Source organism: Haloarcula sp. 1CSR25-25 (assembly GCF_032027985.1).
Classification (GTDB): Archaea; Halobacteriota; Halobacteria; order Halobacteriales; family Haloarculaceae; genus Haloarcula.
Window position 1 is genome coordinate 660,437 of record NZ_JAHYBW010000002.1, and the last position, 13,536, is coordinate 673,972.

Sequence of the window (13,536 nt, forward strand, 5' to 3'; positions counted from 1 at the left end):
CGGCAGCGTCAGCCCTGTACGACGAACACGACGCCGGCGACGACGAGGACTGTCGCTCCAATCAGCCGTGCCGTCACGTGCTCATCGTCCTGCAGGAACATCGCCGCGCCACCGACGACGAACAGAGTGCTGGTACCCAGGACGGGCGTGACGACGCTGACAGGAGTCCGTGCCAGCGCGGCGAAATACGCCAGCAGGTACACGGTGTTGGCGACGCTTGCGACGATGAGCCAGCGGTTCACGCTGAGTGCGTCCTGTCGGGTGCCACGCACTGCCTGCCAGAGGAGATACAGCCCGAACCCCGCGGCCGCCGCGGCCACGCGGATGGTGACGCCTACCAGCGCAGATGTCCCCTCTGCGAACCCCAGTTTTGTGAATATCGGGTCAATACCGAGAAGCAGCGCCGCGGTGAGTGGAAACGCCAGGGACACCCACAGCTGTCGTCCGGTCGGGGTCGCCGGGCTGTCCCGCGATTCGAGGGTCACCGCGACGCCGCCGGCGATGAGGAGGACGACGCCGGCAAGCAGCGTCACCGTTACCTGCTCGTCGAGGACGACGACGGCAGCGCCGACGGCAAACAGCGGCAGCAAGGCTTTCAGCGGTTCGGTACGGCTCGCCCCGAGGCGGGCAATACCGACGAAATAACAGTACCGCGCCAGCAGCGAGCCCAGTATGCCAGAGACGGCAAAGGCCCCGAGAGACACTGGCGTGATGTTGTAGTCAGGATACGCGCTGATACCCGCCACGGGAAGCAAAACGAGGAGATTGACCGCGAACATGACCCCGATGACTGACGAAATCGAGTGGGTCCTGGTCCCGAGCCGAACAGCGAGGCTCTGGACCGCGAGGCCGACAGCCGCGAGGACCGCGAATCCGACTCCGACGAGAAAATCCGACACCTTTACCGGGTAGTCACGCTCCCGCGGTTTGACCGTTCGGAACTCGCTGTCAGTGCGTGGTGCCGTCGCGGACCGACACGCCGCCGTTGCGGTCACCACCGGCAACATCCGACCTACGCCTGCGGTCCGAGATAGCCCCACGCCTGCAGTCGGTCCCCGTCGCCGTCGATCCAGCGCTCCCCGATGTCGTCCCGGTAATAGAGGTTCGGAATGAGGATATCGTCGACGCGGTCGTAGGCCTGTCCACGCGCCGCTTGCATCGTCTCGCCCTTGCCTGTGACGACCAGCGGCATCCCGCTCTCGCCGGCGGCGCGCCACTGGCCATCAATCTTCTTCGTGTCTTCTAAGTGGATTCCGTCTCGGCTTTCCCTCTGGAACACCACAGCTGCGTTTCGAGAGTTCTCATCGTACGTCTTCTTGTCATCAAACGGGAACGGCGGCAGGACAATTCGAACACCAATCTGGTACCCGTTGTGCACCTCTAGTTCGGGGTCGTTGCCGTGTGCGAGGTCGTAGAAAAACTCACCGGTAGACGACTCAATGGACTCTTCCTGCAACGCAATTGTCGGATACCCGAACCGGGGCGTAAACTCCAATGGGTAGATACCGGTCTCGTTCACGATGCAGTTGATGTCGATGCTCCCGACGTAGCCCTCTTCGGCGAGCCAGTCTTCGAGTTTTCCGAGAGTCTCTTTGAACAATTTGTTCTGCCTGGCCCAGAACATTGATGTTCCCATTTCGCCGGTCTGAGGGCCGATGTTTCCCGGGAATAACTTCTTATGCTCAAAGTTGAAATTGACCTGCTCAATGAACTCGTTGCCGTTGAAGAACCCGCAGATGGCAACCTCCACACCTTCGACTTTCCGCTGTAGTTGGAATCCCTTCATCCGGTGTCCCCACGCCTTCTTGTAGGCGCGAAGCACCTCTACAACGTCGCTGCCATCGTCCTCATTCCCGACGTACAGCAGTCGTTTCACGTTCTGGACTTCCCCAAGTGGCTTGATGACGTACGGGGCAGGGTTCTCTCGGACGTGCTGGATTCCCGCGTCGAAGTCGTTGAAGATGTGATGTTCGACGGTGTTGACACCGTGCTCTTCGAGAATCTCCATCGCGTAGCCGCGATCTTCTTCGAGGCGATCGGTGTTGGGCGTTCCACCGACGACAGCGTTGCCTTGCTCTCGGAGTTCCTGAGCGAGTTTGCCTGTCCCGATATCCGAGCCAACCCAGATGTCGTCGAAGACGACGACGTCGGCCCAGTCCACTTCCGCGCGCCAATCGTCGGTTTTGGGCACGAAGCCATCGCCGATTTCCGTGTCACTCTCGGCTTCGATGTAGTATTTCACGTCGTGGCCCTCGCGGTGGACTTGCCACGCCAGGTCGGTGATGAGTGCTACGTCCAGTGAACAGAACAGGAAGTTTGCCATGCCACGCCTGCGAGCGGGCGCGGGGTAAACGTTGCCCGTCCAGCCAGCTGCTGGTCGTTGCCGTCGCGATGGCGGTAAATCGACCCCGCCTGCCTGCTGGACGGCCGCGGGCCTGTTCGATACACTCCGCCCCCAAGCCGAACCGTTTTAGTTCCCATCTGTGAACCTCCCTGTATGACACGCGACGAACTCGCGTCCGCGAGCGAACTGCTCGAATCGGCAGCCGGAGACACCGACAGCGACGATGCGAGCGACCGCCTCGCCGAACTCGCCGGTCAGCTCGACACCCTCGCGACTGCCGACCGCGGCCCGGACCACGGCCGACTCGCGCGGATCCAGTCGGCGCTCAACGACCTCAGTAGCGGCGACGCCGAAGACGTAGCCGACACCATCGGAGACGCCGACGACCGGATCAACGAGTACCGGTCCGACCTCGAAGGCGTCTGAGGAGGAAGCCACCCGAACCAGGGCGTGCCTGGGTGGTTCTGAGTACGGGGCGGTTTTCCCGCGCGACGGGTGGTTACGACTCGGTCGCGGTCTCCTCGTCGGTCGGCTTGATTCGGTGTGTCGCGTCGTTGTGGTCGTCCGGGGCCCGCAGTCGATACACGACTTCACGCGGCTCCGTCCCGTCGACGTAGGGGCTCTTGGCCCGGTGTGAGATTCGCTCTGTTTCCCCCGGCGCCAGTTCCCCGTCGAACCGGCCGACGGGCGCGTAGGCGACGCGCGGACCGGTCCGGTTGAGTGCGATGACGTATCGACCGGCGACATCGCCCGTGTTCGTGACGGTGATCTCAAGTGTCGGCCCGGCGGGTTCGGCGACGCGCTCCGGACCGTCGAGCGTGATATCGAACGAGGGAAGTGGTGCTTCGAGACCGGCCCGAACTGCCTCCGGCGGCGTCCACTCGCCGTCGGGCCAGGAAAGTCGGGCGCTGCTGGCTGACCCGGTTTCTGGGAGTTCGAAGACCAGCGGCCCACCGGCCTCGGTGAACTGCCGACCCCACTGGCCGTCGCGATACAGGCCGTTTCTGAACGTCTCGGGGCTGTACGCCGCCCCGTCGAACCGGAGCGAGAACGCGGTGCGGTCTATCCCCGGCCCCTCGACAGTCGTTGTGAGCACGAGGTACTGGCCATCAGCCGGTTCGACGCTGATGGAATCAACGTCAGGAATCACAACGCCGGGGACCACTGCAGCGTCTGTAACCGTCACGGTTGGCGGCGGTCCGGTGTCAGTTTCGCTGCCGGCCGGCGACGGGACTGGTGTCACTGTCTCGGTGTTGCCCGTATCGCTCTGACATCCTGCGCCGGCGACGGCCAGTCCACAGAGCGCCAGTACTCGACGGCGGTACATGCCCCCGATTTCTCCTGGCCCAGATAAATGCTTTCAGAAGGGTCTCGTCCCGTTTTGACCGACCGCCTACAGGCCGCCCTCCATTGGACCGCACTCCCCGCGCTCTGACTCAGTCTGCGCTGTTGCTCAGTCAGCTGGTATCCGGTTAAACTATATTTTAATAATGTTTGTGAGTAACCAAAAGCTTTTGACAATTCAGGTGGTTTCAGTCAAATGTATATCAAGTTAGGGAGATCGGGTGGCGGTATCTTCCCTGCGTGGTGATAGCTATGATCAAATCTACAAAGGGCCGAACGGCCCCTAAATCGATGCGTCACAAGCAAATACTCGACGTAGCGGCTGAGAACCCCGAGGCGTCAATCGAAGAGCTTGCTGCCGAAGTGCCGAGCGCGACAGTGGACCTCGTCGAACGGGTGCTCGAAGAACACGGCGACCCGGCCGAGACCGACGGGACAGACGAATCCGACACGTCACCGAGCGACTCACCGACGGCGTCACAGTCGCATCCGGCCCCCGAAGACCTCTCGTCGGCAGAACGTGAGACGCTCCAGGCGATCCGGCAACATCCCACCGCGTCCCAGCGGGACCTCGCTGAGAAACTCGGCGTGACTGCCTCGACAGTGAGCAACCGGGTCAACGGGATCGACGGGTTCGACTGGGCGGACCGCGAAGCGTTCGCAAACGCCGTCTTCGTCGACGAGGCGCCCGAGTCGGCGACGGCCCAGAACGAAGCTGAACCCCAGGCGTCCGACGCCGAACCGACCGACTCCACAGGGGTGTCCGACGGAGCCGAAACCGCGTCTGAAGCCGACGACGGAGTGTCCGAGGCCGACGACGGAGTATCCGAAGCCGATGACGGAGCGTCCGACGACCGCGACCACTCACTGCCGGTGCCACCGGGGGCGGCCGGCGAGGTGAACACCACCCTGACTACGTTCCAGTCGACTGTCGAGGACCTCTCGGACAAACTGGCCGAACTCGAAGGGCAGGTCGAGACCGTCACTGACGGCGGCGACACGCCACAGCCGTTCCAGGACCCCGAACTCGTCCACAAGGTCGTCCACGCGTGTATGGACTCAGACAAGATATCCGAAGAGGAAGAGCTCCGAATTCTGGATTCGTTGCTCTAGTTGTACTCCCGCCATCGGTGGCCACAGTCCTGGCACTTGAAGAACCGCGTCGGCGGTTCGTCGGCCGACCCGGTCTGTTTGATCGTGTACCACGCTTTCCCGTGCCCGCATTCCTCACAGGTCACGTCGTCGGCCGTCGGCTTGCCCTCGAAGTTCGAGCCCTCCTCGGTCTCTATCAGTTCGTCGCCGCTCTGTTCGGCCGTGCTGACGAACTCGGCAGCGCGGTCCTCGTCTTTCGCGACCCGCGCGCCACAGGACTGACAGACCATCTCGTCACCGTCGGCGTGCATCATCGAGCCACAGTCGTCGCAAAACTGCATACACGTCCGTCGGACACCGAGGCAAAAAGCCGTTACTGCTCGTCCTCGATCTCGTGTTGCTCGGCGACGACCGGACAGTCCAGGAGCCGGACCGTCTCCATGTCCAGGAACTCCATGATCTCGGTCCCCTCGTTCGTGCAGTGTGCGTTCGGCGGTTCGGAGAAGAACTCACACTGCTCGCAGTAGCGGTGTTTCGACACCTCCGCGTAGCGGCTCTCGGACGTGGTCTCGCCGTCGTCGTCCTCGGCGAGCTCCGCCCACACCCTGTCGGCGTCGATGTGGGCGACATCGACCCGCTCGAACGCGCTCTCGCCGCTCCCGAAGGGGTCCCCGCCGCGGTCGTCCATCCCCGAAAAGGGGTCGTCCGGGTCGGGTGACGACCCCGAAACGGGACCGTCCGAGCCGGGCGACGTCTCGGAACGGAACGCCTCCGTGTCGACAGCCGAGAGGGGGTCGTCACCACCGGGTGCAGCGGGCTCCGCCTCGGACGCGTCCTCGGCCTGTGGGTCGCTCGATTCGCCGCCCGGCCAGCCATCGTCGGGTGGGCGGTGCGTGTCTGTCACACTGCCCGTGTCGTCCTCGGACCCACTCTCCTCCGACGGCCGTGGCCCATCAGGCCCCGTCTCGGTCCCTGTCGAGTCCGCGTCGTCGGGCCCCGAACCGAGGCGCTCGAACGGGTCGCCATCGCGGTCGGTGCCCGCGTCGAGCTCCTCGAAGGGGTCGCGCTCGTCGTCACTCATCGGTCTCGCCCGGTTCAAGCTGTGCTGCGGCCACGAGCCGCGCCTTCGTGCGGATGATGCCGCCCTCGGGCCGCACGTCCGACACCGTCGTGTTGCAGTGTGGACACTGCGGTTCGGTCAACAGTCCGATCTCGACCTGTTCGTCACAGTTCGAACACCGTGCCGTCGAGATGTTCTCCTGTGCCGCGGCGCGTTTCAGCCGGTCGACCGCCTTCCGGTTCCGGTCCCGGCCGCCCCGGTCCTCCCGGAGGTCGCTGACAACCCAGGCGACGCGGGTGAGTTTGTCTTCGACGTCGTCGAGCCGGCCGTCGATGTCGTCGAGGCGGTCATCAGTATCGTCGAGTCGCCCCTCCTGTGTGTCGAGCGAACCGGCCACGTCGTCCCGAAGCGCTTCGAGTTCCGTCTCCAGGCCGTCGAGCTCGCCTGCGAGTGTGTCGATTCGGTCGAACTCCTCGTGGCTGTGGTCGGCTGGCGCTTTCGCGTCGGCCTCCCGTTTGACCTGCACGACGCGCTCGCGGACGTCTTCGAGTTTCGTCTGAAAGTCCGCTTCGAGCGTGTCGAACCGTTCGGCGAGCTGGCGTTCCACCGTGTCGACGATGTCGGGGACGTGGGCACTGACGGCGCTCTCGGTCGCCGGTTCGACTGCACCCGCCAGTTTCTCGTCGACGGTCGCGGCGACGACGGCATCCAGTTCGTCCGCCGATGGCTGGAGGAGTTTGCCCACGTCATCGTCCGAATCGGCCGCCGCCACGTACGCGGCCAGCAGTTGCTCCATGACGGCTTCGCGAGGAACGCCGAGCGTCTCGGCCCGCTCGGTCAGCCACTCGTCTAGATCCGCGGATAGCTCGACGCGCACCCCTCCGTCATCGGTCGACTCGGAGGACATTACGACACCCTTGAGGAACGAGACTGATAAGGGTTTACCGCCGATTTCAGATACCGAGAGCGAGCGCGAACAGTCAGCGCCCCGCTCGTTGTCTTTTACCGACAGTTACGGGGCCCCGTACTGCACGCTATCGCTATCGAATCTTGCGCACGTCGCTGATGTCGAAGCCGGCCTCGCCCAGCTCCGTCTCGAACTGGACGATGTCCTCGTCCTCGATCTGTGAGAGGACCCCGCGGAACTGCTGGACGACGAGGGTTCGGGCCCGGGTGGAACCGCCGGACTCCCACGCGAACTCCATCGTGCCGTGGGAGGCGTCGACGAGCTGGCCGTGTTGCACCGACGACAGCGTCTCGGGGTTGACATGTACCAGGAGGAGGCCACCCCAGCGGTGGGCTGCCTTCTGGAGTCCCTGGACGATCGAACTGATGTCCGACCAGTCGATCTCCTCGCCCATCGCGCTGGCGAGGTCCGACAGCGAGTCGATGATGACGAGGTTGTTCGCCGCCACCTCGTTCAGGACCATCCCGAGCGTGCCGAGCAAGTCCTCCCGCTCGTGACGCGCCCGGAGGTCGGTTATCGACGCGGTTTCGTCGGCGTACCAGTCCCGCGGTACCGGGCTGATGTGGAAGTACCGCTCCGAGAGGTCGTGGAACTCGACGGCCTGGCTCCCTTTGTCGACCACCTCGTCGTCCATCGCCAGTCGCATCTCGCTGACCAGTTGCGACTCGCTTGCGGTAAAGGAGATGTAGTGAACTTCCTCCGGCGCGACGGCGTCGGCCGAGCGGTCGCCGTAGTAGAGGTCGTGTAGCTCCCCGTCCACCTGCTCGAGTCCGTTGATGAGCGCGCTTGTGTGCATGAACTCCCGGGAGCCAGCGCCGGCCTCGCCGGAGAGCAAGACGACGCTCCCGGCGGGTGCCCCACCGTTGATGATGGAGTCGAGCTGGCGGATTCCGAACGGGATTCGCTCCATACGTCCTCCTACCTACGCGGTCGCTTAAACGCTTGGCTGTCGCAGCGTCGTCGGCAGCGCGACAGCGAGCCTGCAGACTGTCACCGCCAGACGGCACGGCCGACCCGGGTCTCCGAGAGGTCGAAGTCGAAGCGGTCCGTCCAGAGGAGGCCCGCTCCCAGCAGCGCGGCGAGACCGACCGGCACCCAGTTCGCGTAAAAGAGGTTGATACCGCCCCAAAGCAGGACGAAACTCACCAGGTCATCGAGCATGAACGGGCAGTCCCGGAGCCGCCGGCGGAGCCCCGCGCGGTCGAACCCGAGGTCGAACAGCAGGACGGCGACCGACCCCGACAGGAGCCAGCCGGCGTAGTTCTGCCACGGGACGCCGTAGAACTGGGGCACCGCGTAGGTCCAGAAGCCGATGGCCACGGCGCCGGGGTCGAGCACGAGGTCGACGAGCATGACCGTCGCCAGCGTCGCCAGCAGCCGAATCGCGGTCGACGCCGCTCTGTGACCGAGCAACAGCAGGACGAGCAGGTAGGCGTTCAGGACCAGCGGGAAGAAAAACACCGGGAGCCCGAGCGGCACCTCGCCCAGCAGCATCGGGCCGAGGTCGACCCCGTAGGTGAACTCCCCGTACGGCCAGCCGGTCCTGACGCCGACGAGTTCGATGCCGTAGGAGTACAGCGTCAGCGCGACCAGCGCCAGCCCGGCCCGGCGGTCCACGAGCGGGAACACGCCAGCGACCAGCGGGAGCCGCATGACGAACGTCCCGAACAGGACGAAGTAGGGGTTGAACGCGAGCGGGTCGGGCAACAGTCCCTCGGCGCTGGCCAGCAGGGTCACTGCGCCGACGAGCGGGAACACGACAGCGATGGTAAAGCGGTTCTCGGTGACGAACTGGTCGAGCTGCGCGGTTGCGTCGGCCCTCGTCTCCGGCAGCTGAACCCCCGCTACCGTCCGCCCTTTGCCACTAGCCATACAGCATCACCCACAGGGCGATGAGCGTAAACACCATGCCGACGACGGTGTTTATCGCTGGATACCACCAGTACGCCTCGTCGATGTCGACGCCGATGCCGAGAATACCGAAGACGAGGCCGGGGTAGACGAGCAGTATCAGGCCGAACACCCAGTGGGTGAACGTGAACACGAACGCGGCCGTGAGCCAGCACATCACGCAGTAGTAGTAGGTGTTCGACTCGCCCAGGAACGTCGCCGTCGTCTGGATGCCGGCCTCTCGGTCGGGTTCGATGTCGGGAATCGCCGAGAAGGTGTGCATCCCCATCGCCCAGAGCCACGCGCCGGCCACCGCCGTCGCCGGCGGGGCCACCCCTTCGATTGCGGCGTAGCCGATGACGCCCGGCAGGATGTACAGCCCGTTCGAGATAGAGTCCAGGAACGGCGTCGTCTTGAACCGCAACGGCGGGGCCGAGTACTCCACTGAGAGCGCAATCCAGGCGAGCAGGGCCACGACACCGAGCATCGGAAGCCCGAGGACGAACAGCAACGCGAGCGCGCCGCTGGCGACGACGACGGCGGTGACGGCCCTGTCCCCGCGGTAGCTCACCTCTCGGCCCTCGTCTTTCTTCGGGTTGTGCTCGTCGACGTCGGCGTCGAAGATGTCGTTGACGCCGTAGAGGAACACGTTCGCGGGGAGCGAGAAGTACAGGAACAGGGCGATAGCTAACAGCGAGAACAGCTCTCCCGGGCCGTCGGCCGCGTAGCTGACGCCGACGATGACCGGGCCACCGAGGTAGAGCCAGAACCGCGGCCGGGAGAGCCGCAGCAGGTAGCCCACCAGCGTCTCCTCCGGCGGGATGACGGCGGTGATGCGGTCGGTCGGGAGTTCGGGCATTACTCAGGCGGTGTCCTCGATGAGCGCCTTCGCGGTGTGTTCGCCGCTGATGAGACACATCGGCACGCCGATGCCGGGCGTCGTGAACGACCCCGTGAAGTAGAGGCCGTCGACGGCCGACGAGCGGTTGTTGGGTCGCAACAGGGCCGTCTGGCGGAGGGTGTGGGCCAGACCGAGGGCGGTCCCCTCGGTGGCGTTGTACCGCTCGCCGAAGTCGGAGACGGCGAACTGCTTCTCGTAGACGATGCGGTCGCGCAGGTCGACGCCGGTGTTGTCGGCGATGTCGGCCAGAATCTTCTCGCGGTACTCCTCGCGGATCTCGTCCTCGTCGTGCAGCCCCGGCGCGATAGGGACCAGGACGAACAGGTTCGAGTGGCCGTCGGGGGCGACGCTGTCGTCGGTCTTCGAGGGCACACAGAGGTAATAGGCAGGGTCGTCGGGCCACGCGGGGTCCTCGAAGATGTCGTCGAAGTGCGGGTCCCAGTCCGTCGGCAGGACGAGCGTGTGGTGTTCCAGGGGCTCCACGTCGCCCTCGACGCCCATGTACATGAGAAACGCCGACGGTGCGTACGTTTTTTCGTCCCAGTAGTCGTCGTCGTACTGGCGCTCGTGGTCGGGGAGGAGCTCCCGCTCGGCGTGGGCGTAGTCGGCGTTGACGACCACTTCGTCGGGGTGAGTCGTATCGCCGTGGACCGTCTCGACGAGGAAGCCCTGCTTGCGGCGGGCGATCTCGGCAACCTCGGCGTCGGTCTCGTAGGTGACGCCGAGTTCCTCGCCGAGTTCGACCAGGCCGTCGACGACCGCGCCGACGCCGCCGTCGGGGTAGTAGACGCCGAGGTTGAAGTCGACGTGGCTCATCATGTTATAGAGCGCCGGCGTCGTCCGGGGCGAGCCGCCGAGGAAGACGAGCGTGTACTGCATGATCTGCTGGAGCTTCGGGTGCTCGAAGTAGTCCTCGACGTGACCCTGCATCGAGCCGATGAGCTGGAGCCCGACCGGGGCGGCGGTCATTACGTCGAGGTCGACCCAGTCCCGAAGCTTCGAGCGGTCCTCGTAGACGAACTTGTTCATGGCCGTCTCGTAGTGGCGTTCGCTGGTCGACAGGTACTCCTCGAAGGCCTCGCCCGCGCCGGGCTCGTACTCCTCGAACTTCTCGCGCATCTCGCTGTTGTTGCCGGTCACGTCGATCTGGTCGCCGTCTTTGAAGAAGATGCGGTAGTGTGGGTCAAGCCGCTGGAGGTCGTAGTAGTCCCGGGGCTCCTTGCCGAAGTACGCGAAGAACCGCTCGAACACGTCGGGCATCAGGTACCACGACGGCCCCATGTCGAACCGGAACCCGTCGACTTCCAGCCGGGAGGCGCGGCCACCGAGCTGTTCGTTTTTCTCCAGTAGCGAGACGTCGGCCCCTGCGTCCGCCAGGTAGCACGCTGCGGAGAGGCCGCCGATGCCGCCGCCGACGACAGTTACGTCTTCACCGGACAAGTCACTCATTACTTGTACAGAGGGGCTGGAGCGTCAATAAATGGGCGGCCAAACTGCATCGGTGTGGTACTCGTGGCCACGTGTCTGGGGGTCGTCGGTACCGTGTAAGCCGCCGGGACACGCGACCGGTCGGACTTTCGGGGCACAGAGACCCAGTGGGAGACGTATATGGGGATGGGGGCCAGACTGGGACGTATGGAACCCGACCTCTCGGCACTGGACGCGTATCTCGACGACGCCGGCGTCGACGGCTACCTCCTCGATGCGGATTCCGAGGTGTCTGACCAGTACTACCTCTCCGGCTTCGACGCCCCGGACCCGTTCGTCACGCTGTACGACGGCGACACGCATCTCCTCTTCCCGCGGAGTCTGGAGTTCGGCCGAGCCAAGCGCGAGTCGCGGGCCGACACCGTCGAGCGGTACGTCGACTTCGACCACCAGGAGAAAGTCGAGGAGTACGGCCCCGACGAGGCAGTCTCGCACGTCCTCGCGGATTTCCTCGCGGCCTACGACGTGGAGAGCGTGGCCGTGCCGCCGCGGTTCCCGCTCCGAACCGCGGACGGCCTGCGCGCACGCGGCGTCGACGTGACTGCCGACACCGACGGAATCGTCACGGAGATCCGGGCCACGAAGACCGAGACCGAAGTCGACTATATTCGGACGGCACAGCGGGCCAACGAGGCAGCGATGCAGGCGGCCGAATCACTGCTCGAAGCGTCGGTGATTGCTGCCGACGACACCCTCGAAGTCGACGGGGAGACGCTGACGAGCGAGCGGGTGAAAGAGGAGATAGAGGTGACGCTGCTCCGCCACGGCTGTTCTCTGGACGAGACAATCGTCGCCTGTGGCGCGGACGCCGCGGACCCCCACGACCGCGGGAGCGGGCCGCTCGTCGCTCACGAACCGATTATCGTCGATATCTTCCCGCAGGACAAGGCCACGAAGTACCACGCCGACATGACCCGGACGTTCCTGAAAGGCGAGCCCAGCGACACGGTCCGCGAGTGGTACGACCTGACCGAGCGCGCGATGGCGGCCGCATTCGACGCGCTGGAACCCGGTGCGACCGGCGCGGACGTCCACGACGCCGTCTGTGACGTCTACGAGGACGCTGGCGAGCCGACGCTGCGCGACGACGAGCGGACGGAGACGGGATTCATCCACAGTACGGGCCACGGCGTCGGGCTGGACGTCCACGAACTCCCCAGGCTATCGCCGAACGGCGGCGAGCTCGAGCCAGGTCACATCGTCACCATCGAACCCGGCCTCTACGACCCCGAGGTCGGCGGCGTCCGCATCGAGGACATCGCGGTCGTCACCCCCGACGGCTACGAGAACCTGACCGAGTACGAGGTCCAGCTAGTCGTCTGAGCCAGTCGTTTCAGAGCCTTTGTGTCCCCCTTAGGACGAACAGGCCGTTCTGGCGTCTCCGGTCCGGGCCCACACACCGTTCGTTCGTGACGTTTGTTACCTTTTGACAGTATATTCCGCAACTCCATCATGAACATTTATTATGGATGGGGCGAAAGGTGGTGATACTCAATGCTTGTATCCATTGTACGCCCCGCACACACCTCCCCCACTGCACTGCCCACAAACCACAGACGCCGGCCGACACGACCCCCAGGATGACAACACGAATCACGACCCCTCGAAACGACGACTCGTACCCGACAACCACGCTGCCCTTCGATGACGCGGACGGTCAGTCCCGGTCCCGCCGCGCGCCGAAGATGTTCTCGCCGACCAATCACGCCACGATGGGCCAGTTCGACACCGAGGCCACGGACCCGCGCTGAACTGGGACACAACGCATATCCCGCCGGCACGCCTCCCTGCCGACATGTCCGACTACACCACGGTGTCGATTCCGAAAGACCTCGCCGAGCGTGTCGAAGAGACCATCGAAGGAACGAGCTTTTCTAGCACTTCGGACCTCGTTCGGTTCCTGCTCCGGAGCATCGTCGTCCAGCACCAGCGGGAAGGGGAGCTGACCGAAGCGGAGTTCCAGGATATCACCGACCAGTTGCGTGACCTGGGCTACCTGGAGTAAGCCTCTCGGAGCGCTCTGAACGCTACTGCGGATACTTCTCGGGCGGTTCGACGTCGAGCACTGTGACTTCCTGTGCCTGACCGGCTCTGTCGAAGGCCCCGAAGGCGTCGATGTCCCACGGGGGAATGGCGACGAAAATCACCTCGTGCAGGTCGTCGGTCTTGCTGACACCCATGTACCCGTCGGGATGGGAGACGAACCGGCCCTGCGTCTGGCCGGCCGGCGTGCCCAGGTCGACGCCGAACACCGCCCGGACCGAGGCTCCGGCCGAGGGGAGATAGAAGTCGGTGAACACCGGCGTCTCGTCCGGCAGGTCCGCATCCGGGAGCTCCCCGGCCGGCGTGACGGCCAGCGAAATCGTCACGTCGTCAGGTTCGGCCTCGCTGGCGAGCCGTAACAGCGTCTCGACCAGTCCGCGTGTGACATAGACCACGATACTCTTTCG

16 protein-coding genes are annotated in these 13,536 nt (G+C 64.7%); 5 read left to right on the top strand and 11 right to left on the bottom strand.

The genetic code is table 11. The features are described from left to right. Positions 1-8 precede the first annotated feature (8 nt). Both KZ498_RS08510 and KZ498_RS08515 read right to left on the bottom strand, forming a co-directional pair. Positions 9-998: a DMT family transporter gene (locus KZ498_RS08510; RefSeq protein WP_312618262.1), complete on the bottom strand. Its 990-nt coding sequence runs from the start codon at positions 996-998 to the stop codon at positions 9-11. Between the two features lie 14 nt (positions 999-1,012). Beyond that, the gene (locus tag KZ498_RS08515) at positions 1,013-2,323 is read right to left on the bottom strand and encodes a phosphoribosylamine--glycine ligase (protein ID WP_312618263.1); all 1,311 of its coding nucleotides are present in this window, start codon (positions 2,321-2,323) and stop codon (positions 1,013-1,015) included. 174 nt (positions 2,324-2,497) lie between these two features. Here KZ498_RS08515 and KZ498_RS08520 point away from each other — a divergent pair, with 174 nt between their 5' ends. Further along, positions 2,498-2,770: a hypothetical protein gene (locus KZ498_RS08520; protein WP_312618264.1), complete on the top strand. Its 273-nt coding sequence runs from the start codon at positions 2,498-2,500 to the stop codon at positions 2,768-2,770. A 73-nt stretch (positions 2,771-2,843) separates the two neighbouring features. On the opposite strand, the gene KZ498_RS08525 is transcribed toward KZ498_RS08520, so the two are convergent. After that, entirely contained in the window at positions 2,844-3,671 is an 828-nt protein-coding gene (locus tag KZ498_RS08525) for a hypothetical protein (protein ID WP_312618265.1), read from the bottom strand. A 308-nt stretch (positions 3,672-3,979) separates the two neighbouring features. Between KZ498_RS08525 and KZ498_RS08530 the strand changes: the two genes are divergently transcribed. Continuing rightward, complete coding sequence (locus KZ498_RS08530) at positions 3,980-4,801, top strand: winged helix-turn-helix transcriptional regulator (RefSeq protein WP_312618266.1); 822 nt, start codon at positions 3,980-3,982, stop codon at positions 4,799-4,801. Here the strand turns inward: KZ498_RS08530 and KZ498_RS08535 are convergent. The 7 genes from KZ498_RS08535 to crtD all read right to left on the bottom strand — a co-directional run bounded on the left by KZ498_RS08535 (position 4,798) and on the right by crtD (position 11,047). After that, positions 4,798-5,121, bottom strand: coding sequence for a transcription factor S (locus tag KZ498_RS08535; RefSeq protein WP_312618267.1), 324 nt, complete (start codon positions 5,119-5,121; stop codon positions 4,798-4,800). The two genes, KZ498_RS08530 and KZ498_RS08535, sit on opposite strands and share 4 nt — an antisense overlap. Positions 5,122-5,153: 32 nt before the next feature. Continuing rightward, positions 5,154-5,861 (bottom strand): hypothetical protein, encoded by a 708-nt coding sequence (locus tag KZ498_RS08540; protein WP_312618268.1) that lies wholly within the window; start codon positions 5,859-5,861, stop codon positions 5,154-5,156. Then, a complete protein-coding gene (locus KZ498_RS08545) occupies positions 5,854-6,747 on the bottom strand; it encodes a hypothetical protein (protein WP_312618269.1) in 894 nt (297 codons plus the stop codon). Before KZ498_RS08545 ends, KZ498_RS08540 begins: the two co-directional genes overlap by 8 nt. Before the next feature lie 133 nt (positions 6,748-6,880). Beyond that, positions 6,881-7,717, bottom strand: coding sequence for an HTR-like protein (locus KZ498_RS08550; RefSeq protein ID WP_312618270.1), 837 nt, complete (start codon positions 7,715-7,717; stop codon positions 6,881-6,883). Between the two features lie 80 nt (positions 7,718-7,797). After that, a complete protein-coding gene (gene cruF, locus KZ498_RS08555) occupies positions 7,798-8,679 on the bottom strand; it encodes a bisanhydrobacterioruberin hydratase (RefSeq protein ID WP_312618271.1) in 882 nt (293 codons plus the stop codon). After that, positions 8,672-9,556, bottom strand: a complete 885-nt coding sequence (locus KZ498_RS08560; RefSeq protein WP_312618272.1) for a prenyltransferase — start codon at positions 9,554-9,556, stop codon at positions 8,672-8,674. Before KZ498_RS08560 ends, cruF begins: the two co-directional genes overlap by 8 nt. A 3-nt stretch (positions 9,557-9,559) precedes the next feature. Next, positions 9,560-11,047 carry a carotenoid 3,4-desaturase gene (gene crtD / locus KZ498_RS08565; RefSeq protein ID WP_312618273.1) on the bottom strand — a complete coding sequence of 496 codons (1,488 nt, stop codon included), beginning with the start codon at positions 11,045-11,047 and terminating at the stop codon, positions 9,560-9,562. A 186-nt stretch (positions 11,048-11,233) separates the two neighbouring features. Between crtD and KZ498_RS08570 the strand changes: the two genes are divergently transcribed. The 3 genes from KZ498_RS08570 to KZ498_RS08580 all read left to right on the top strand — a co-directional run bounded on the left by KZ498_RS08570 (position 11,234) and on the right by KZ498_RS08580 (position 13,091). Continuing rightward, positions 11,234-12,409 (top strand): Xaa-Pro peptidase family protein, encoded by a 1,176-nt coding sequence (locus KZ498_RS08570; RefSeq protein WP_312618274.1) that lies wholly within the window; start codon positions 11,234-11,236, stop codon positions 12,407-12,409. Positions 12,410-12,666: 257 nt separating this feature from the next. Beyond that, entirely contained in the window at positions 12,667-12,837 is a 171-nt protein-coding gene (locus tag KZ498_RS08575) for a hypothetical protein (RefSeq protein WP_004593282.1), read from the top strand. A 44-nt stretch (positions 12,838-12,881) separates the two neighbouring features. Next, the gene (locus KZ498_RS08580) at positions 12,882-13,091 is read left to right on the top strand and encodes a ribbon-helix-helix domain-containing protein (protein ID WP_137682350.1); all 210 of its coding nucleotides are present in this window, start codon (positions 12,882-12,884) and stop codon (positions 13,089-13,091) included. 22 nt (positions 13,092-13,113) lie between these two features. On the opposite strand, the gene KZ498_RS08585 is transcribed toward KZ498_RS08580, so the two are convergent. After that, positions 13,114-13,524 (bottom strand): hypothetical protein, encoded by a 411-nt coding sequence (locus KZ498_RS08585; protein ID WP_312618275.1) that lies wholly within the window; start codon positions 13,522-13,524, stop codon positions 13,114-13,116. Positions 13,525-13,536 lie beyond the last annotated feature (12 nt).